This is a genomic window from Paracoccus sp. MKU1 (assembly GCF_001447385.1).
Lineage (GTDB): Bacteria > Pseudomonadota > Alphaproteobacteria > Rhodobacterales > Rhodobacteraceae > Paracoccus.
On sequence record NZ_LLWQ01000200.1, the window covers coordinates 41,494 to 60,275 of the forward strand.

An 18,782-nucleotide genomic window follows, 5' to 3' on the forward strand; every position below is an offset into this window, starting at 1 on the left:
CCATCGACGCAATTTTTCTGAAAAATATTTCGCAATCGCGGAAAAGTGGCTTAAAGTAGCGTGGAATCAGTCGGTTGTTCTTTTCCAAAGCGGAACAGAGATTTTCAAGAATTTGGAAAAGTTGTCGAAAGGAAAAATTGAATGTCGGTCCAGATTCGGAAACGCGGCCGCCCGAGGGGCCGCGCCGGCGGTTTTGGCGCCGAGGATTCGGGTGGCATCCGCGCACTCGACCGGGCGCTGGATATCCTCGACCTGATCGCCGCCTCCAGCGGCCTGACCCTGACCGAGATCGCGCAGCGGCTGGAGATGGCGCCCTCGACCGTGCACCGGGTGCTGGTGACGCTGGCGGCGCGCGGCGTGGCGGAAAGCGACAGCCAGACCCAGGCCTGGCATGTCGGACCCACGGCCTTTCGCCACGGTTCGGCCTTCATGCGCCGCTCGGGCCTGGTCGAGCGGGCGCGGCCGCTGCTGCGCCGGCTGATGGAGGTGACGGGTGAAACGGCCAATCTGGGCATCCTGAACGGCGATGCCGTGCTGTTCCTGAGCCAGGCCGAGACGCATGAGACGATCCGCGCCTTCTTTCCGCCCGGCACACGCTCGGCCCTGCATGCCTCGGGGATCGGCAAGGCGCTTCTGGCCCATGCCCGGCCGGCGGACCTGAAGCGCATGATCCGCGAGATGCGGCTGGAGCGGTTCACCGAGATGACGCTGACCGATCCGCAGGCCTTGCTGGAGGATCTGGCCCGCATCCGGGTCCGCGGCTATGCCCTGGACAATGAGGAACGAACGCCCGGCATGCGTTGCATCGCCGCGCCGATCTTCGACCTGGGCGGCGAGGCGGCGGCGGGGATCTCGGTCTCCGGGCCGACCCTGCGCATGTCGGACGCGCGGCTGGCGGCCATGTCCGAGGCGGTGATCGAGGCGGCGCGGGAGCTGTCCTTCGGCATGGCACCGCGCCCTGGCGAGGGCGAAAGTGCCTGATTCGTCTGAGCCCGGACCAAAAAGGCCTTGGTATCCAAGGAAAATCGCCATGAATTCCAGGCTATTTGTATATTAATCGCCGATTCACGTTCAGTTCACGCCGCCCATCCTAGCTTCGATGCAACATATGACCGCATCCGGCTGCCGGGCCCCGAAGGGTCCGGCGCGTGTCCCGCAAGGAGCTTACGGCATGGAAGACTTCGTTCCCAGACTCGGCCCCGGACTCGACGCGGTGCAGCAGATGCGCGCGGGGCAGGTTCTGGAAACGGCGGCTCCGCTGGACCCGGCCGAGGCGGCGAGCGGCGAGACGGCGGAGGGCGCCGGCGCGGCCCGCCGCATCTATGGCGCCTGTAGTGTCGAAACCTATCGCGCCGCCGGTGCCCTGCATGCCGCCCATCGCGATGCCGGCGGCTTTCTGGATGCCGTGGACCGCTTCGCCACGCCGGATTTCTGGCGCCGGGACGGGGCGGTGAAGTCCTGGATCTATGACCGGCAGGCGGTGGAACACGCACCGGGCCGGGACATGGATTCGGTGCGGGTGTTCTATCACGCCGGCCATGGCCGGATGGATGAGGACAGGATCTTCCATCTGCCGATGGGGGCGCTCTGGACCGGGACGGATGCCTGCCTGACCTCCGAGCGGATGCGCCTCGGCTCCGGGGCGCTGCGCTATCTGTTCTGGTCCACCAGCCAGTCGCTGCGGGTCGAGCCGGGCTTCGGCCCGCTTTACAGCTGGGCGCGGGCCAATCGCGGCTTGCGGATGCTGTTCGGCTTCGATTCGATCTGCTGGGATTCCGGCCGCTATGGCGCGAATTTCTGGCGCCACTGGCAGATGGGCAAGTCTTTCTCGCAGGCCTGGCTGGACGGGGCCTGGGATGTCGCGCCCAATCAGAGCCCGGTCGCCTGCGCCTGCGCGCCGGACCGGGATACGGCGCTGGCCATGCTCTTTGGCGAGCGGCATTTCAAGGCGCAGCGCAGCACGGCGCAATGCTGGGCCTGGCGCTGGCACACTCCCGTCGCGCTTCACCAGCGCGAACCGACGCTGACCGAGCCGCCGGCCGAGTTCGCGGCGGTGCGGCTGGTTCCGGTGGTCGAGGATCGCGCCCTGGCCAAGGCGGTGCTGGCGCGCCTGGGCCTGGACCCGGCACTGGTCGCGGTCGATGCGCAGGGCGCGATCACGGTCAGCCACGGTCCCATCCGCTTCCAGCACCATCCCGACGGACGCATCCTGCTGGAGCTTGAGCCCGGCGCGCCGGGCCGGGGCCTGCGCGAGATCCCGCCGCGCCGCGCCCTGATCAGCCGGGCCCAGAACATGATACGCCACCACGGTTTCCTGCTTCCCGGAATCGAGTTGGTCTTTGACCGCGTCTCGCTGGCCATGTCGGCCTCGGCCAGCCTGCTCCGGCTGGACGAGCCGCCGGCGCAGAATCTGGACGAGATCATCGTGCAATTTCGCCAGGCCATCGACGGCATCCCGGTTCTGACGCCGGATGCCGGAAGCCTGCGGCTGGCGATGCGGCCGGACGGCACGGTGCTGCGCATCGAATCGACCCTGCGCCGGGTGGCCGAGCGCATGCCGGCCCGCGCCCATCCCCACGGCCTGCCCGACGATCCGCCGCCCCCCGTTCGGCCCGAGGGCCTGCCCACGCCCGAGCCGCAGGCGATCAGCCGTATCCTCGCGCAGCATTCGGCGCGGCTGATGCGCGATCTGGCGGCGCGCGGGGCGGCGCCGCTCAGCCTGCGCATCCTGCCGGGCACGACGGAAATCGGATACGGAATCCGCAGCAACACGGCACGTCTCGTCGCCCGCCAGGGCATCGAGATCGAATGCGTCCGCGGGTTCCGCAAGCGTTACTGGATCCAGTCTGACCTGGGTGACTGACGATCCGGTAGCCCGGAGGTGGAGGCAGCCGCCTCCGGGCACTTGACTGGCGATCCGGGCTTGGGAGGAATGTCCGAGAGAGGGAGCATGGCGGAATACACCCGCGCCGAGATCGTCCGGCGCATCGCGACGATGGGACGTCTGCACCTGGCCGGATCCGACCTGGCCGGGCTGGATCTGTCGGGCATGACGCTGGTGGGGGCCGACCTGTCCTATGCCGATCTGACCGAGGCCGACCTGACCGATGCCCAGCTCTCCGATGCCAGCCTCTGGTCGGCGCGCGCGGCGCGGGCGCGATTTCGCAATGCCAACCTGTCCCGGGCCAGCCTTGGGCTGGCCGATCTGTCGGATGCCGACCTGCGCGGCGCGGTGCTGGACCGCGCCGACCTGACCGGCGCCCGGCTGGACCGCGCCAACCTGACCGCTGCGCTGCTGCGCGGCGCCTGGCTCGACAGCATGCAGAGGGCGCTGGCGACCGGCGCACCGCCGCTGCGCTATCCGCCGCGGCACCGGCCCACGACCTGCATCCTGCACGAGGAGCATATCGCCGAACCGGTGGCGCTGCGCTGCGGCGACCGGCTGGAGATGCATCTGAACACGCTGTCCGAGGCGGCAGCCCGCCATCCCGCCCTGGCCCGGATCGAGGGCGCGCCGATCCTCGCCGGTCCCGAACTGCCCCGCAGCTTCGCCGGCCCGCCCTGCGTGCTGACCTTTTGCGCCGTCGCGCCCGGCCGTGCCCGGCTGGTGCTGGAACCGGGCGAAGGCCGGGCGCCGATTGCGCTGGAGGTGCTGGTCTCGCCGTAACGGCCGGCCGCCCTCACAGCCCCGAGCGGGTGATCCCCATCAGCTTGGCCATGCGCAGCGGCGCCACCGGATATTCCGGGTCGGCCATCAGCTCCAGCGAGAAATCCGGCTCGATCCGGCGCAGGTGGCGCAGGGCATCGGCGGCGCCGGCCACGTCGCCCCGGTGATAGCGCAGCGCCGCCAGGAAGCGCAGCGATGGCCGGTTGTCCGAGGCGAAGGCAAAGGCCGCGGCGGCCGAGTTCTCGGCATCGCCAAGGCGGCCCAGCCGCAGCTGCACCACGGCGCGGCGCATCAGCCAGGAGGCGGGGCCAAGCTCGGCCAGGGCACCGCGGGCGCCGCGCTCGGTCGCCTCCAGCGCCTCGAGGTCGCGGCCGACATCGGTCAGCGCCTGCGACAGCGCATGGCAGGCCAGCTCATTGTCGGGATCGTTGCGGCAGGCGGCCTGCGCCAGTTCCAGCGCCCCCACCGCGTCCCGCCGCCACGAGGCCGAAAGCGAGGCCACCGCCAGCACCGACGGATTGGCGGGTGCCAGGTCGCGGGCCAGTTGCGCAAAGGCCTCGGCCTCGTCCGAGCAGCGCGCCGGATCCTCGGTCAGCCGCTCACTGATCAGCGTATTGCGCAGATAGGAACGCAGCGCCATGGCGACGCCGCTCTGCCGTTCCTGGGGCAGCGAGGCGAGGATGCGGTCGGCGGATTCCAGGCGGTCGCGGGAATAGCTGAACACATCCCAGACCGGAAAGGTCAGGCCCTGCGCCGGCGGCGCGGTCCGCCGCGCCCGGTCGAGCAGCGCCACCGCGATCTGCGCCACGGCATGGCGCATCGTCGCGGTCTCGTCGGCGGCGCGGATGGTAAAGCGCCGCGTCCAGCCGCGCGCGCCGGTGGCGATGTCGCGCATCACCACCATCAGCGAGCAGTCGATCCCCGCCGAATAGCAGATTGCGCTGACCTGCGTGCCGGTCAGCGGCACTTGCGCGTCGAGCCGGTCGGCCAGCGTCGCCGGGATCATCTCGCAGGCGCGGGCGGCGGCCTCGTTCACGATCATTTCGCCGATGACATGGGCGCGGCTGTCATTGCTTTCGACCGGCCGCAAGGCCACGACATAGTCCCCGGGCGCCGGGCCGGCGGTGCTCCAGGGGGCCGCCAGCGGCGCCAGGGGCTGTTGCAGGGCACTGGGCCCGTCGCAATCCGGCGTCAGCCGCAGGCGCATGTCGCGCAGCCAGGTCTCGAACTCCGGGTCGGGAATGTCGATGTCGGCGGCGAATTCGATCGGCGCACCGCCGGCATCATAGACCGGCGTCAGGTCGATGCGCAGCCGCTCGGGATCCAGCCCCACCCAGCCCACGCCGGTCAGCAGCAGGCCCTTTTCGGCGCCCAGGGCCGCGCGCAGCTCGCGCAGCATCTGCCGCAGGCTGTCGGAACCGCGCTGCCGGCCGCGCTCGCTCCACAGCAGGTCCTGAAGCCGGGCCCGGCTGAGGCGCAGGTCCGGCGCGGTGCCCAGCAGCGCCAGCGCGCCACGAGCCTTCTGGCTGCGGGGGGTCAGATCCGCCCCGCCGGCGCCGCGCAGCCGCACGGATCCCATCAGACTCAGCGTGGCAGGCATTTGATTCGCCGCATGGCTTCGTTATGGTCGCATATTGATCTTAATGCGCCGCGGCCCGGCCGAACAGCCGCCGCCGCGCGGCGTCCGGGGGAACGGGACAGGCCGGGAATCGGGGCCCGGGCGCAGCCGATACATTGCCTGCGCGCCGCACCTGCGCTATCGGGGCGTCAAAGCAAAGGGGATCCCGAAGATGACCGAGCGCAAGAGCGGCCTGTCCTATGCCGAGGCCGGAGTGGATATCGACGCGGGCAATGCGCTGGTCGAGCGGATCAAGCCCGCCGCCGCCGCCACCCGCCGCCCCGGCGTGATGGAGGGGCTGGGCGGGTTCGGCGCGCTGTTCGACCCGCGCGCGGCGGGTTATCAAGATCCTGTTCTGGTGGCCGCCACCGACGGGGTCGGCACCAAGCTGCGCATCGGCATCGACACGGGCGAGCTTGACGGGCTCGGCATCGACCTGGTGGCGATGTGCGTGAACGACCTGGTCTGCCAGGGCGCCGAACCGCTGTTCTTCCTCGACTATTTCGCCACCGGCAAGCTCTCGGTGGATGAGGCAGCGCGGGTCATCGCCGGAATCGCCGAAGGCTGCCGCCGTTCCGGCTGCGCGCTGATCGGCGGCGAGACGGCCGAGATGCCCGGCATGTATGGCAAGGGCGATTTCGACCTCGCGGGCTTCGCCGTCGGCGCGATGGAGCGCGGCACGGCCCTGCCGGCGGGCGTCGCGGATGGCGACGTGCTGCTGGGCCTGGCCTCGGACGGCGTGCATTCCAACGGCTTCTCGCTGGTGCGCAAGGTCGCCGACCATGCCGAGCTGGACTGGAACGCGCCCGCCCCCTTCGCGGCGGGCACGCTGGGCCAGGCGCTGCTGGTGCCGACCCGGCTCTATGTTAAGCCGGTGCTGGCGGCGATCCGCGCCGGGTGCGTGCATGCCGCGGCGCATATCACCGGCGGCGGCATCACCGAGAACCTGCCGCGCGTGCTGCCCGAGGGGCTGGGGGCCGAGGTCGATCTCGACAGTTTCAGCCTGCCGCCGGTTTTCGACTGGCTGGCCGAGGCCGGCTCCATCGCCGCGCCCGAAATGCTCAAGACCTTCAACTGCGGCATCGGCATGATCCTGGCCGTCGCCGCGGACCGTGCTGTCGAACTCGAGGCGCTGCTGAAGGCGCAGGGCGAAACGGTGATCCGCCTCGGCCATGTCACCCCAGGCGCAGGCGTGCGCTACAGCGGCCGGCTGCGGTGAAACGCGTCGCCATCCTGATCTCGGGCGGCGGCTCGAACATGGTCAAGCTGGTCGAATCGATGACCGGCGCCCATCCTGCGCGGCCGGTGATCGTCGGCTCGAACGACCCGCAGGCGGCCGGCCTTGCCCGGGCCGCAGCCCTGGGCGTGCCCAGCTTCGCCATCGACCACCGCAGCTATCGCGGCGACCGCGCCGCCTTCGAGGCCGCGCTGCTGGAACCGCTGCTGGCGGCAAAGCCGGACATCCTCTGCCTTGCCGGCTTCATGCGCATCCTGACCCCGGATTTCGTGCAGCGCTTCCAGGGCCGGATGCTGAACATCCATCCCTCGCTGCTGCCGAAATATCCCGGGCTGCACACGCATCAGCGCGCCATCGAGGCCGGCGATGCCGAGGCCGGCGCATCGGTGCACCTGGTCACACCGGAGCTCGACGCCGGCCCGATCCTCGGCCAGGCCCGGGTGCCGATCCTGCCCGGCGACACCGCCGAGACGCTTGCCGCCCGCGTGCTGGTGCAGGAACACCGGCTCTATCCCGCGGTGCTGCGCCGCTTCGCGCAAGGCGACCAGACGCCGATCACCCTCACCGCCGCCTGAAAAAGGGCAAGCCCCTTTCGCCGTTTTCCAAATACTCTGGGGGGTGTGGGGGGCAACGCCCCCCATTTTTCATTCCTGCATGGCCCGGCAAAAGATTTTCAACGCATCGTTAAGACAGCAAGGGGAAATGCGTGAATACTCGCAACCCCGCGAAGCCGCTAGTCTTTCGCCAGCTAGACAGGAGACAGAGTATGTCCGATTTCGCCGTCATCTGGGATTGGCTCGCCTTTGCCATCCGCTGGACGCATGTCGTCACCGCCATCTGCTGGATCGGCTCGTCCTTCTATTTCGTCGCCCTCGATCTCGGGCTGCGCAAGGTGCCCGGCCTGCCCCCCGGCGCGCATGGCGAGGAATGGCAGGTCCATGGCGGCGGCTTCTATCATATCCAGAAATACCTGGTCGCGCCCGAGCGGATGCCCGAGCATCTGGTCTGGTTCAAATGGGAAAGCTACATGACCTGGATCTCGGGGGCGGCGCTCCTGATGGTCACCTACTGGGTCGGCTCGGAACTGTTCCTCATCGACCCCGCCAAGATGGAGCTGGCGCCCTGGCAGGCGATCCTGATCTCGGCCGGCTCGCTGTCGATCGGCTGGCTGATCTATACCAACCTGTGCAAGTCCAAGCTGGGCGAGACCCCGACCCTGCTGATGCTGATCCTGTTCGTGCTGCTGATGGTCATGGGCTGGGCCTATAACCAGGTCTTCACCGGGCGCGCGGTCATGCTGCACCTGGGCGCCTTCACCGCCACGATCATGACCGCGAACGTGTTCTTCATCATCATGCCGAACCAGCGCATCGTCGTGGCCGACCTCAAGGCCGGCCGTCCCGCCGATCCGAAATACGGCAAGATCGCCAAGCTGCGCTCGACGCATAACAACTACCTGACCCTGCCGGTGGTGTTCCTGATGCTGTCGAACCACTATCCGCTGGCTTTCGCCACCGAATACAACTGGGTGATCGCCGGGCTGGTCTTCCTGATGGGCGTGACCATCCGGCATTTCTTCAACACCATGCACGCCGGCGGCGGCATGCGCTGGTGGACCTGGGCCGTGACGACGATCCTGTTCATCATCGTCATGTGGCTTTCGACCGCGCCGATGTTCCGCCAGACGCTGGAAGAGGCCGAGGCGCGCGTCCTGACCCCCAGCCAGCAGGCCATGGTCGATGCGCCCGGCTGGGAGGACGCCTATAACGCGGTCATGGGCCGCTGCTCGATGTGCCATGCCAGGGAGCCCTCTTACGAGGGCATCCACACCGCCCCCAAGGGCGTCCTGCTGGAAACCCCCGACGACATCACCCGCGCCGCGCGCGAGATCTTCATCCAGGCCGGCGTGACCGATGCCATGCCGCCCGCCAATGTCAGCTTCATGGAGCCGCAGGAACGCCAGGCGATCATCGACTGGTATCGCGGCCTGCCCAGGACCTTCGCCCTGAACTGACCGATTTGCCCCCGCCCGCCGGATCGGCTAGCCACAGGCTCGGCACCGTCGAGAGGAGGGGGAGCATGGATCGCGGGAATGGCTGGGACGATTCCGCCGAGGCCTGGATCGCCGATATGGGCGAGGACGGCGATTTCTCGCGCCGCCATGTGCTCGACGCCCCGATGCTGGCCCGCATCCGCGGCCGCGGTTTCCGCAATGCGCTGGATGTCGGCTGCGGCGAGGGGCGTTTCTGCCGGATGCTTGCCGCCGAAGGCATCGCCGCGACCGGCATCGACCCGACCCAGAAGCTGATCGAGACCGCCCGCAGCCGCGACGACAGCGGCCGCTATGTGCAGGCGCGCGCCGAGGCCCTGCCCCTGCCCGATGCCGGCTTCGACCTGGTGGTCAGCTACCTGACGCTCATCGACATCGACGACATCCAGGCCGCCATCGCCGAGATGGTGCGCGTCCTGCGTCCCGGCGGCAGCCTGCTCATCGCCAATCTGAACTCCTTCAGCACGGCGGGCGGCTGGAACGGCGATCCCGGCTCGGGCTATCTGATCGACAATTACCTTGACGAACGCGCGGAATGGGTCAGCTGGCGCGGCATCCTGATCCGCAACTGGCACCGCCCCTTCCACGCCTATATGCAGGTGCTGCTGTCGCAGGGGCTGCGGCTGGTGCATTTCGACGAGCCCGCCCCGCAAGGCGGCGAGGCCGGGCGGGTCGCGCGCTATCGGCGCGCGCCCTATCTGCACGTCATGGAATGGATCCGCGACCAGGGGTTCAGGCGAACACCCCCCGCACCTCCCGCGCGATGAAATCCGCAAACAGCCGCACCTTGGGGTCCTGCAAGCGCCGGTGCGGGGTCAGCACCCCGAATTGCGAGGGGATCGGCGGGTAGTCCGGCAGCACCTCGACCAGCCGGCCCGAGGCCAGATGCTCGGCCACCTCGTAGCGGGGGCGGTTGACGATCCCCCTGCCCCCCAGCGCCCAGTTGCTCAGCACGTCGCCGTCGTCGGCGTCGAATTTGCCGTTCACCAGCATTTTCTGCGGCCCCTCGGGGGTTTGCAGCACCCAGTAATATTCCGGGCTGCGCGGATAGCGCAGCAACAGGCAGTTATGCGCGGTGAGGTCCTCGGGGCGTTCGGGACGGCCATGCTGGTCCAGATAGGCCTGGGTCGCCACCAGCACCCGCCGGCATTCCGCCATCCGCCGCCATTTCAACGCCGAATCCTGCGGCTCGCCCAGGAAGAAGGCCAGGTCGATCCCATCGGCGATGATGTCCACGTTGCGGTCCGACAACCGCAGCCGCACCTCGACGCCCGGATACTCGTCGCAGAATTTCGGCACCAGCGGCGCGATCAGCCGCCGCCCCAAGCCCAGCGGCGCCGTCACCCGCAAGGCGCCATGCGGCATGCCGGAAAAGCCCGAGACCACCGCCTCGGCCTCGTCCAGCGTCTCGATCACCCGCCGGGCATTGTCATAGAAGGCCCGCCCCACTTCGGTCGGCACCAGCTTGCGCGTGGTGCGATTGAGAAGCCGCACGCCGTAGCGCGTTTCCAGATCCTTGATCCGGTTCGAGGCGACGGCCGGCGACATGCGCAGGTCCCGCCCGCCGGCGGTAATCGAGCCCAGTTCGACCACGCGAACGAAGACCCGCAGACTTTCAAGATATGGCATGGTCTCAACCCGCCTCTTTCAAGGAATCGCTGAAAGTCTTATGCTCAATCCGAGATTTCGCAAAGAGCAATTCGCATCTAGGCTTTCCCCATACCCAGCCATCCCGAGCGAGGACCGAATGGGCCACGAATTGCGCTTTCTACTGAACGACACCGAGATCCGCCTGACCGAGGCGAGCTCTCGCGACACGCTGCTGGACTTCCTGCGGCTGAACCGCCGCCTGACCGGCACCAAGGAGGGCTGCGCCGAAGGCGATTGCGGCGCCTGCACCGTGCTGGTCGGCCGGCTGCATCAGGGCCGGCTGCATTACGAGCCGATCAATGCCTGCATCCGCTTCCTGGCCTCGTGCCACGGCTGCCATATCGTCACCGTCGAGCACCTGCGCGGCGCCGATGGCGGGCTGCACCCGGTCCAGGCCGCCATGGTCGAGCATCACGGCAGCCAATGCGGCTTCTGCACGCCGGGCTTCGTCATGGCGCTTTACGGGCTGTGGATGCAAAACCCGCGCCCCGACATGCTGGCGATCGAGACGGCGCTGCAAGGCAACCTGTGCCGCTGCACCGGCTACGAGCCGATCGTCAAGGCGGCCTTCGCCGCCTCCGAGGCCGGCGGGCAGCACATGGACGCACTGACCATCGAGCGCGACCGCATCACCGCCGCCCTGCAAGCCATCCCGGCCGAGCGGGTCGAAGTGGCGCGCGGCGAGGACCGCGCCATCCTGCCGGCCGATGCCGCCGACCTGGCGCAGGTGCTGGCCGAAAACCCGAACGCGACCATCGTCGCCGGCGCCACCGATGTCGGCCTGTGGGTGACGAAATTCCTGCGCAACATCTCTCCGGCGGTGTTCATCGGCCATCTCCAGGATCTCAAGAGGATCGAGATCGCGGACGGCCGTGTCACCATCGGCGCCGGCGTGACCTATACCGAGTTCGAGCCCTTCCTGCGCGAGCATTTCCCCGAGGCGGTGGATTACTGGCTGCGCATCGGTGGCTGGCAGGTCCGCAATGCCGGCACCATCGGCGGCAATGTCGCCAACGGCTCGCCCATCGGCGAGACGCCGCCCTTGCTGATCGCGCTGGGGGCCACGCTGCGGCTACGCAGCGCCGAGGGAACGCGGGAATTGCCCATCGAGGATTACTTCATCGAATACGGCAAGCAGGACCGCCGCCCCGGCGAATTCGTCGAGGCGATCACCGTGCCGCTGAAGGGCGAGGCGAAGATCGCCGCCTACAAGGTCAGCAAGCGCCATCACGCCGACATCACCGCCTCGGCCGCCGCCTTCCGGGTGGAAACCGACGGCGCCACGATCATCGACGCCCGCGTCGCCTTCGGCGGCATGGCCGCGACGCCGAAACGCGCCACCCAGGCCGAGGCGGCGCTGAAGGGCCAACCCTTCACCGCCGAGACCTTCGAGGCCGCGGCGCGCGCGGTCGCGGGCGACTTCCAGCCGCTCAGCGACTGGCGGGCCAGCAAGGAATATCGCCAGCAACTCGCCGCCAATTTCTTCCGCCGCTTCTGGCTTGAGCAGTCCGGCGCGGAACACCGCCTGAGGAGGGCCGAATGAAACAGGACGTCTTCGTCAAGGGCGCCGCCCATACGCCCATCATCCACGATTCCGCGATCAAGCACGTCACCGGGACGGCCGACTACACCGACGACCTGATGGAGCCGGTCGGCACGCTGCACGGCTATCTAGGGCTTTCCTCGGTCGCGCATGGCCGGATCACGGCGATGGACCTCGACTCGGTGCGCAAGGCGCCGGGCGTTCATGCCGTGCTGACGGCCGAGGACATTCCCGGCCATAACGACATCAGCCCGACCGGGCTGCATGACGAGCCGGTCTTCGCCTTCCCCGAGGTGCAGTTCGTCGGCCAGCCGATCTTTGCCGTGGTGGCCGAGACCCGCGACCAGGCCCGCCGCGCCTGCCAGCTGGCCCGGGTGGAATACCAGGAGCTGCCCTTCGCGCTGGACGCCATCGCCGCCCGCGATGCCGGCATGGGCTATGTCACCAAGCCGCTGAAGCTCAAGCGCGGCGACATGGCCGGGATGGAGCGCGCGCCCCGCAAGCTGTCGGGCCGGCTGACCGTCGGCGGGCAGGAGCATTTCTACCTGGAAAGCCAGATCGCCTTCGCCATCCCGGGCGAGGATGACGAGGTGATCGTCAACACCTCGACCCAGCACCCCAGCGAGGTGCAGCACATGGTCGCCCATGTGCTGGGCGTGCCGTCGAACGCGGTGGTGGTGAACGTGCGCCGCATGGGCGGCGGCTTCGGCGGCAAGGAATCGCAGATGAACGGCTTCTGCGCCATCGCCGCCCTGGCCGCGAAGAAGCTGAAACGCGCCGTCAAGATCCGCCCCGACCGCGACGACGATTTCCAGATCACCGGCAAGCGCCACGATTTCGTCATCGACTACGCGGTGGGCTTCGACGAGACCGGCAAGATCCACGCGGTCGATGCCGATTTCTACGCCCGCTGCGGCTTTTCCTCGGACCTTTCCGGGCCGGTGACCGACCGGGCGCTGTTCCATGCCGACAATGCCTATTACTACCCGGCGGTCGAGCTGCGCAGCCATCCGATGAAGACCAACACCTGCTCGAACACCGCCTTCCGCGGCTTCGGCGGCCCGCAGGGCGTGGTCATGGCCGAGCGCATCGTCGAGGACATCGCCTATCAGCTCGGCCGCGACCCGCTGGAGATCCGCAAGCTGAACCTCTACGAAAACGGCCAGCTCACCCCCTATCACCAGGAGGTCGAGGACCAGATCCTGCCGCGCATCTTCGAGGAGCTGGAGGCCAGCAGCGACTACCACGTCCGCCGCCAGGCGGTGCTGGACTGGAACGCGCGCGCCGAAAGCGAAGGCGGCGCGATCCGCAAGGGCATCGCGCTCACCCCGGTCAAGTTCGGCATCAGCTTCACCGCTACCTGGTACAACCAGGCCGGCGCGCTGATCCACATCTATTCCGACGGCTCGATCCACCTGAACCACGGCGGCACCGAGATGGGCCAGGGCCTGAACACCAAGGTGGCGCAGGTGGTGGCCGAGGCGCTGGGGGTCAGCATCGACCGCATCCGCATCACCAAGACCACGACCGAGAAGGTGCCGAACACCTCGGCCACCGCCGCCTCGTCGGGCTCGGACCTGAACGGCATGGCGGCGCTGGACGCTTGCCGGCAATTGATCGAGCGGCTGACCGCCTTCGCCGCCGAGGCCAAGGGCGTGCCGCCCGAACTGGTCAGCATCGGCGAGACGGTGCAGATCGGCACCGAGGAAATGCCCTTCGCGGATTTCATCAAGACCGCCTATCTGGCGCGGATCCAGCTGTCGGCCGCGGGCTTCTACAAGACGCCCAAGATCCACTGGAACCGCGACACCGGACAGGGCCGGCCCTTCTATTACTTCGCCTATGGCGCGGCCTGCTCCGAGGTCTCGGTCGATACGCTGACCGGCGAATATGTCATCGAACGCGCCGACGTGCTGCATGACGTGGGCCGCAGCCTGAACCCGGCCATCGACAAGGGCCAGGTCGAGGGCGCCTTCGTGCAGGGCACCGGCTGGCTGACCAGCGAGGAACTGTGGTGGGACCAGAAGGGCCGGCTGCGCACCCATGCACCCTCGACCTACAAGATCCCGCTGGCCTCCGACCGGCCCAAGGTCTTCAACGTGAACCTGGCCGACTGGTCGGTGAACCGCGAGGCGACGATCAAGCGCTCCAAGGCCGTGGGCGAGCCACCCTTCATGCTGGGCATCAGCGTGTTCCAGGCGCTGAACATGGCGGTGGCCTCGTTCAACGGCTACCGGGAAAACCCGCGCATCGACGCACCCGCCACCCCCGAGCGCGTGCTGATGGCCATCGAGCGGCTGCGGCCATGATCCGGGTCGAGGTCACCCGCACGCGCGGCTCCTCGCCGCGCGAGAAGGGGGCGGCGATGTTCGTCACCCCCGGCACGGTGCAGGGCACCATCGGCGGCGGCCAACTGGAATACATGGCCATCGACCGCGCCCGACAGATGCTGGCGCGGGGCGAGGCATCCGCCCGGATGGACGTCCCCTTGGGCCCCGAGATCGGCCAATGCTGCGGCGGCCGGGTCGAACTCTCCCTGACCCGCGTCGCCGAGGCCCCGGTGCAGCCCGAGCATCGGCAAGTGCTGATCTTCGGCGCCGGCCATGTCGGCCGGGCGCTTGCCCGGGCCCTCGCCCTGCTGCCGCTGCGCCCGATCCTGATCGACCAGCGCGCCGGCGAACTGGCGCAAGCGACCGGCGAGACCCGCCTGACCCCCCTGCCCGAGGCCGAGATCCGCAGCGCGCCCTTCGGCACCAGCCATATCATCGTCACCCATGACCATGCGCTGGACTTCCTGCTGGCGGCCGAGGCGCTGCGCCGCCTGGACGCGCCCTATATCGGCATGATCGGCAGCCGGACGAAACTGGCGCAGTTCCGCCGCTTCGCCCGCGCCCAGGGGCTCGACACCGACCGGCTGACCTGCCCCATCGGCGCCGGCTATTCGCGCGACAAGCGCCCCGAGGTCATCGCCGCCTTCACCGCCGCCGAGATCATCGGCCGCCTGACCGAAACCGTTTCACCGTTTGAAAAATACTCATGCGACAGCTGATCCGGGGGCGCACGCTCTCCTTCCACGCCGACCCCGCCGACACCGAGAACGCCTTCACCTATCACGAGGACGGCGCCGTCATCACCGAAGGCGGCAAGATCGCCGCCATCGGCGACTATGCCGCGCTGCGCGAGCCGGGCCTGCCGGAAACCGACCACCGCCCGCACCTGATCCTGCCGGGCTTCATCGACACCCATATCCATTTCCCGCAGGTGCAGGTGATCGCCAGCTGGGGGGCGCAGCTTCTCGACTGGCTCAACACCTATACCTTCCCCGAGGAATCGCGCTTTGCCCAACAGGGCCACGCGCCGCTGATGGCCGAGAAATTCCTAGACCTGCTCCTCCAGCACGGCACCACCACCGCCGTCGCCTTCTGCTCGGTGCATCCGCAATCGGCCGAGGCGCTGTTCTCGGCGGCCGAGGCGCGCAACATGGCGATGGTCGCCGGCAAGGTGATGATGGACCGCAACGCCCCCGAGGCGGTCCTGGACACCCCGCAGCAAGGCTATGACGACAGCAAGCGGCTCATCGAAAAATGGCACCGCCGCGGCCGCCAGCACTATGCCATCACCCCGCGCTTCGCCATCACCTCGACGCCCGAGCAGATGCAGATGACCGGACAGCTGGTGCGCGAACATCCCGACTGCCATATCCAGACGCATCTGTCCGAGAACAAGGACGAGATCGCCTTCACCCTCAGCCTCTATCCGCAGGCGCGCGACTATCTCGACATCTACGAAACCTATGGCCTGCTCTCCGACAAACTGCTGCTCGGCCATTCCATCCATCTGGAACCGCGCGAACTCGCCCGCATGGCCGAGACCGGCTCGCGCGCTGTGTTCTGCCCGACCTCGAACCTGTTCCTGGGCTCGGGCCTTTTCGACGAGGCGGGCCTGCGCGCGGCAGGCGTGGTCAGCGGCATCGCCACCGATGTCGGCGGCGGCACCAGCTATTCCATGCTGCAAACCCTGAACGAGGGCTACAAGATCCTGCAATTGCGCGGCCAGAAGCTGCATCCCTTCGCCGCCTTCCACTGGATCACGCGCGGCAACGCGCTGGCGCTCGGCATGGCCGACCGCATCGGCACGCTGGAGCCCGGCACCGATGCCGACCTCGTGGTGCTCGACAGCCGCGCGACTCCCGCGATGGCGCTGCGTATGGAGCGGGCCGAGACCCTGGCGGAGGAGCTTTTCATCCTGCAAATCCTCGGCGACGACCGCGCCATCGCGCAAACTTACGTCGCGGGGAAAGCCATGCTGGGCTGATCCGCGACAGATGTGCCAAAGATAAGGATAAGCGTGCGCAAGCGAAAGCAAAAGCCTGCGCAAACCCGTCAAGCGGAATTTCTCCGGCAGCGCGGTTTACGCCAGCAGATCGGTGACATGGCTGCGATCGTAGATGCGCGCGCTGCCACCCGCCGGGTCGATTCCGCACGCATCAAGCCGCTGCCGGAGACTACCCCAACCCTGATCGCCATGCTGCGCGCGCCCGAAGGCGCAACCATCGAGGAGATCATGACCGCGACCGGCTGGCAGTCGCACACGGTGCGCGCGCGATGGCCGGGGCGCTGAAGAAGAAGCTCGGGCTCGAGGTGACCTCGGAGAAGACCGAGGGACGCGGACGGGTCTACAGGCTTCCGTAAGTCTGAAGGCTGCAGCGCCGAACCGGACGCCGCCGCCTTTCGGGGCGGCGGTTTACGTTCCGGCACGACCGTGATATGCGCGTTCCCGCGAAAATCATCCTGACTTCGACCCTCATCGCTGGTTCCTCATTCGCGGCCCTCCGGACCGCAGGCATTCGCATGTCTGCAAATCCCGGAGGACGAATGATGAACTACAAGCGCAAGAAACCCCGAAGCAAGAGCCGCAGCACCGGCGCGTTCCCGAACGGAACGCCGTCGCACTGGAACATCCTTTTCCACAGCCGTCCGCGCCGCCGCCGCAGCGCCCGGGCGATCACTCGGCTGCTGCACGGCGCCGATCCCGATACGCTGATCTGGGATCTCGGCAACCACAAGCCGCACAAATACTACTGGTGATGCCATGACCGATGTTTCCACCGATCACGGTACTGTTCTGCCATCGGGCTCGTCCGCCCTCGTCGTTTCCGCCGAGGGTGAGCTCTCCTTCTATCTGTCCGATAATACGCCGGATGCACCGGTGCCGCGGCTGGTCCAGCTTCTCGTGGCCGTGCTGATGCGGAGCGAGGACGATGACTGGGTGGAGGAGATGCTCGGCATCTTCGAGGATCAGTCCCTGAACTGACCGCCGACCCGGATCTTCGCGACAACGTCACGTTCGTGCGTGGCCTCATATGCCATGCGGAATGCCGCCTCGATTTGCATCAGCGCGGGGATGAAGACGTGGCTCTGAAGAACGTCGATCGACCGGTTGAACTCGATGTCGGGGTCGACAGGAAGACGGTCAGGCACGCCTCCGTGCGAGCCTTTGCAATAGCGGCGTCCAGGAAGATGTCGCCCATGTGCATCTTCTGCAGCACCTGCGCACCGCGGGGGATGCCCCGGAGCTGACCCGGGAATTTCCTCTCGAAAAGAAGAACGCACTGATCCGAATGGAGGAACTCGCTCTCCCACGACGAAACGAGTGAGCTATCGACCGCGCGCCGGACGTGATAGCCGATCACCTTACCTTGGGCGTCAACCTCTACGCCGATAAACACCTAATTTCCTTTGTATTTCGGCGCCGCGCTCTCGTCGATATGCTCTGGATCGATCAGCTGAATCTGCGTTTGCAGGCCGCCGTTCCTGCGCTTCTGGCGGACAACGAGGAGGCAATCGCCGGCGGCGAACATCGTCTCCGCGGCGGTGACCTGAAGGCTATAGAGGCTCTGCTGGCCCGCGTAATCGCAGTCCGTCGACGACGCCCAGGCGGACAGCGCTGCGCGGTATGCATCATCTCCTGCGATGCCAAGACGGAGCCCGAAACCGACCGTGTGACCGGTCAGCGCTCGGACCGCCGCCGCGCCGTAGGGCGTATTATCTGCCAGGTCGCGGGCCCGTGCGCGGATCTGCGGAAGCGCCGACGGGGCCCGCTCGAGGCCTCCGGACGGGAACCAGCCGCCGCTTGTGTTCGGCAGCGACGGCGCCCGATAGCGCCTTGTCGCCAGCCCCTTGCCGCCGGTGCGGCGGGCGGCGGGCTTCTTTTTGCTGCGCAGGAAATCGAACAGGCCCATCAGAAGACCTCCACAGAATCTTGAGTCATGACGTGCCGGCGGTGATACTCGGTCAGGAGGAGGGCCTCAGCGCGGCCATCGTCTTTCGCGCGGCTCAGCATGTCGGCAGCGCCGGGGAAGAGTTCGCGGGCCATCGCCAAGCTTTCGCGCTTGTCTGCGGTCAGGCCGAGCGCGGGTTTCCATGTTGCCGGGCGCACAAGCGTCAGCCTGCGTTCGGATCCGGAGTATAGCTGCGCGGCGGTCATCACGACACCGAAGCCGGCGGCGAAACGCCACATGGAAGGCTCAGCTCCGCGCGCAGCTCGTCAATAGCCCTGCGAAGCTCGTCCCGGCTGACATATTTGATCTGGTCGCCCGCGTAGGACACGTATTCAACGCCGCGGTAATATGCAGCCTCGAGCGCCGCCAAATAGGCGCGCTTTAGGTCAGGGGTCAGGAGGCCGGGGGCTTGATGCGGATGTGCTCATGCCCCAGATTCTATTAAGGAAAGAATTAGCGTCCAGGCTCATTGAGTTTCACAGCCAGAACAAGACGGTTGCGGCTAGCATGATCGCAGAGAAGAAGGTTTCCGGGCACCGGTCGTATCGGGTCGCGACGTATGAGGAGGATCAGAAAACAGTCCGGGGGACTGTTTTCCCGACGATTGGCCAATCCTTCAGGCGGCCGAACATGATCTCGATGCGGTTGCGCCGTTTGTAGCGCCTCTTGTCGTATTTCACCGCCTTCTTGCGAGACTTCCGGCCCGGGATGCAGACCTTTATCCCCTTGTCTTTCAA

At 67.6% G+C, this 18,782-nt stretch carries 17 protein-coding genes and 3 pseudogenes; 14 read left to right on the forward strand and 6 right to left on the reverse strand.

Going from position 1 to position 18,782, the window contains the following annotated elements; all coding sequences use genetic code 11:
* Positions 1-141 precede the first annotated feature (141 nt).
* The 3 genes from bhcR (at position 142) to AQY21_RS18905 (ending at position 3,667) form a co-directional block, all read left to right on the forward strand.
* Positions 142-981, forward strand: a complete 840-nt coding sequence (bhcR, locus tag AQY21_RS18895; RefSeq protein WP_058099153.1) for an HTH-type transcriptional regulator BhcR — start codon at positions 142-144, stop codon at positions 979-981.
* A gap of 190 nt (positions 982-1,171) precedes the next feature.
* The gene (locus tag AQY21_RS18900; RefSeq protein WP_238986833.1) at positions 1,172-2,863 is read left to right on the forward strand and encodes a DUF6345 domain-containing protein; all 1,692 of its coding nucleotides are present in this window, start codon (positions 1,172-1,174) and stop codon (positions 2,861-2,863) included.
* A gap of 87 nt (positions 2,864-2,950) precedes the next feature.
* Entirely contained in the window at positions 2,951-3,667 is a 717-nt protein-coding gene (locus AQY21_RS18905) for a pentapeptide repeat-containing protein (protein ID WP_058099155.1), read from the forward strand.
* 13 nt (positions 3,668-3,680) lie between these two features.
* Here AQY21_RS18905 and AQY21_RS18910 read toward each other — a convergent pair whose 3' ends face one another.
* Positions 3,681-5,267: a hypothetical protein gene (locus tag AQY21_RS18910; protein WP_058099156.1), complete on the reverse strand. Its 1,587-nt coding sequence runs from the start codon at positions 5,265-5,267 to the stop codon at positions 3,681-3,683.
* Positions 5,268-5,457: 190 nt separating this feature from the next.
* Between AQY21_RS18910 and purM the strand changes: the two genes are divergently transcribed.
* The 4 genes from purM to AQY21_RS18930 all read left to right on the forward strand — a co-directional run bounded on the left by purM (position 5,458) and on the right by AQY21_RS18930 (position 9,339).
* On the forward strand, positions 5,458-6,504 hold the full coding sequence (gene purM, locus AQY21_RS18915; protein ID WP_058099176.1) for a phosphoribosylformylglycinamidine cyclo-ligase: 1,047 nt from the start codon (positions 5,458-5,460) through the stop codon (positions 6,502-6,504).
* Complete coding sequence (gene purN, locus AQY21_RS18920) at positions 6,501-7,097, forward strand: phosphoribosylglycinamide formyltransferase (RefSeq protein WP_058099157.1); 597 nt, start codon at positions 6,501-6,503, stop codon at positions 7,095-7,097. The genes purM and purN overlap by 4 nt, the downstream gene beginning before the upstream one ends.
* A 191-nt stretch (positions 7,098-7,288) precedes the next feature.
* A complete protein-coding gene (locus AQY21_RS18925; RefSeq protein WP_058099158.1) occupies positions 7,289-8,536 on the forward strand; it encodes a urate hydroxylase PuuD in 1,248 nt (415 codons plus the stop codon).
* A gap of 65 nt (positions 8,537-8,601) precedes the next feature.
* Positions 8,602-9,339, forward strand: a complete 738-nt coding sequence (locus tag AQY21_RS18930; RefSeq protein ID WP_058099159.1) for a class I SAM-dependent methyltransferase — start codon at positions 8,602-8,604, stop codon at positions 9,337-9,339.
* Here the strand turns inward: AQY21_RS18930 and AQY21_RS18935 are convergent.
* Complete coding sequence (locus tag AQY21_RS18935; protein ID WP_058099160.1) at positions 9,305-10,201, reverse strand: LysR family transcriptional regulator; 897 nt, start codon at positions 10,199-10,201, stop codon at positions 9,305-9,307. The genes AQY21_RS18930 and AQY21_RS18935 overlap by 35 nt on opposite strands.
* A 118-nt stretch (positions 10,202-10,319) precedes the next feature.
* Between AQY21_RS18935 and xdhA the strand changes: the two genes are divergently transcribed.
* From xdhA to AQY21_RS18965, 7 genes and pseudogenes are all read left to right on the forward strand, one after another.
* The gene (gene xdhA / locus AQY21_RS18940; protein WP_058099161.1) at positions 10,320-11,765 is read left to right on the forward strand and encodes a xanthine dehydrogenase small subunit; all 1,446 of its coding nucleotides are present in this window, start codon (positions 10,320-10,322) and stop codon (positions 11,763-11,765) included.
* Positions 11,762-14,074: a xanthine dehydrogenase molybdopterin binding subunit gene (gene xdhB, locus AQY21_RS18945; protein WP_058099162.1), complete on the forward strand. Its 2,313-nt coding sequence runs from the start codon at positions 11,762-11,764 to the stop codon at positions 14,072-14,074. Before xdhA ends, xdhB begins: the two co-directional genes overlap by 4 nt.
* The gene (gene xdhC / locus AQY21_RS18950) at positions 14,071-14,814 is read left to right on the forward strand and encodes a xanthine dehydrogenase accessory protein XdhC (protein ID WP_058099163.1); all 744 of its coding nucleotides are present in this window, start codon (positions 14,071-14,073) and stop codon (positions 14,812-14,814) included. The genes xdhB and xdhC overlap by 4 nt, the downstream gene beginning before the upstream one ends.
* Positions 14,802-16,079, forward strand: coding sequence for a guanine deaminase (gene guaD, locus AQY21_RS18955; protein ID WP_058099164.1), 1,278 nt, complete (start codon positions 14,802-14,804; stop codon positions 16,077-16,079). The genes xdhC and guaD overlap by 13 nt, the downstream gene beginning before the upstream one ends.
* 198 nt (positions 16,080-16,277) lie before the next feature.
* Positions 16,278-16,456 (forward strand): annotated as a pseudogene (locus AQY21_RS28005) (DUF3489 domain-containing protein); the annotation flags it as partial.
* 183 nt (positions 16,457-16,639) lie between these two features.
* Complete coding sequence (locus AQY21_RS18960) at positions 16,640-16,852, forward strand: hypothetical protein (RefSeq protein WP_058099165.1); 213 nt, start codon at positions 16,640-16,642, stop codon at positions 16,850-16,852.
* Positions 16,853-16,856: 4 nt separating this feature from the next.
* The gene (locus AQY21_RS18965; protein ID WP_058099166.1) at positions 16,857-17,078 is read left to right on the forward strand and encodes a hypothetical protein; all 222 of its coding nucleotides are present in this window, start codon (positions 16,857-16,859) and stop codon (positions 17,076-17,078) included.
* 79 nt (positions 17,079-17,157) lie between these two features.
* On the opposite strand, the pseudogene AQY21_RS29870 reads toward AQY21_RS18965, so the two are convergent.
* From AQY21_RS29870 to AQY21_RS28010, 4 genes and pseudogenes are all read right to left on the reverse strand, one after another.
* Positions 17,158-18,006: pseudogene (locus AQY21_RS29870) on the reverse strand (phage portal protein).
* Entirely contained in the window at positions 18,006-18,284 is a 279-nt protein-coding gene (locus AQY21_RS18980) for a hypothetical protein (protein ID WP_058099169.1), read from the reverse strand. The pseudogene AQY21_RS29870 and the gene AQY21_RS18980 overlap by 1 nt, the downstream one beginning before the upstream one ends.
* Positions 18,251-18,415, reverse strand: coding sequence for a phage head-tail joining protein (locus tag AQY21_RS30270; protein ID WP_369807801.1), 165 nt, complete (start codon positions 18,413-18,415; stop codon positions 18,251-18,253). The genes AQY21_RS18980 and AQY21_RS30270 overlap by 34 nt, the downstream gene beginning before the upstream one ends.
* Before the next feature lie 106 nt (positions 18,416-18,521).
* Positions 18,522-18,782: pseudogene (locus AQY21_RS28010) on the reverse strand (hypothetical protein); the annotation flags it as partial.

Excerpts from the sequence above, each read along its gene's own strand:
- bhcR (WP_058099153.1), top strand. The coding sequence starts at position 142 with ATGTCGGTCCAGATTCGGAAACGCGGCCGCCCGAGGGGCCGCGCCGGC.
- AQY21_RS18900 (WP_238986833.1), top strand. The coding sequence starts at position 1,172 with ATGGAAGACTTCGTTCCCAGACTCGGCCCCGGACTCGACGCGGTGCAG.
- AQY21_RS18905 (WP_058099155.1), top strand. The coding sequence starts at position 2,951 with ATGGCGGAATACACCCGCGCCGAGATCGTCCGGCGCATCGCGACGATG.
- AQY21_RS18910 (WP_058099156.1), bottom strand. The coding sequence starts at position 5,267 with ATGCCTGCCACGCTGAGTCTGATGGGATCCGTGCGGCTGCGCGGCGCC.
- purM (WP_058099176.1), top strand. The coding sequence starts at position 5,458 with ATGACCGAGCGCAAGAGCGGCCTGTCCTATGCCGAGGCCGGAGTGGAT.
- AQY21_RS18925 (WP_058099158.1), top strand. The coding sequence starts at position 7,289 with ATGTCCGATTTCGCCGTCATCTGGGATTGGCTCGCCTTTGCCATCCGC.
- AQY21_RS18930 (WP_058099159.1), top strand. The coding sequence starts at position 8,602 with ATGGATCGCGGGAATGGCTGGGACGATTCCGCCGAGGCCTGGATCGCC.
- AQY21_RS18935 (WP_058099160.1), bottom strand. The coding sequence starts at position 10,201 with ATGCCATATCTTGAAAGTCTGCGGGTCTTCGTTCGCGTGGTCGAACTG.
- xdhA (WP_058099161.1), top strand. The coding sequence starts at position 10,320 with ATGGGCCACGAATTGCGCTTTCTACTGAACGACACCGAGATCCGCCTG.
- xdhB (WP_058099162.1), top strand. The coding sequence starts at position 11,762 with ATGAAACAGGACGTCTTCGTCAAGGGCGCCGCCCATACGCCCATCATC.
- xdhC (WP_058099163.1), top strand. The coding sequence starts at position 14,071 with ATGATCCGGGTCGAGGTCACCCGCACGCGCGGCTCCTCGCCGCGCGAG.
- guaD (WP_058099164.1), top strand. The coding sequence starts at position 14,802 with ATGCGACAGCTGATCCGGGGGCGCACGCTCTCCTTCCACGCCGACCCC.
- AQY21_RS18960 (WP_058099165.1), top strand. The coding sequence starts at position 16,640 with ATGATGAACTACAAGCGCAAGAAACCCCGAAGCAAGAGCCGCAGCACC.
- AQY21_RS18965 (WP_058099166.1), top strand. The coding sequence starts at position 16,857 with ATGACCGATGTTTCCACCGATCACGGTACTGTTCTGCCATCGGGCTCG.
- AQY21_RS18980 (WP_058099169.1), bottom strand. The coding sequence starts at position 18,284 with ATGTGGCGTTTCGCCGCCGGCTTCGGTGTCGTGATGACCGCCGCGCAG.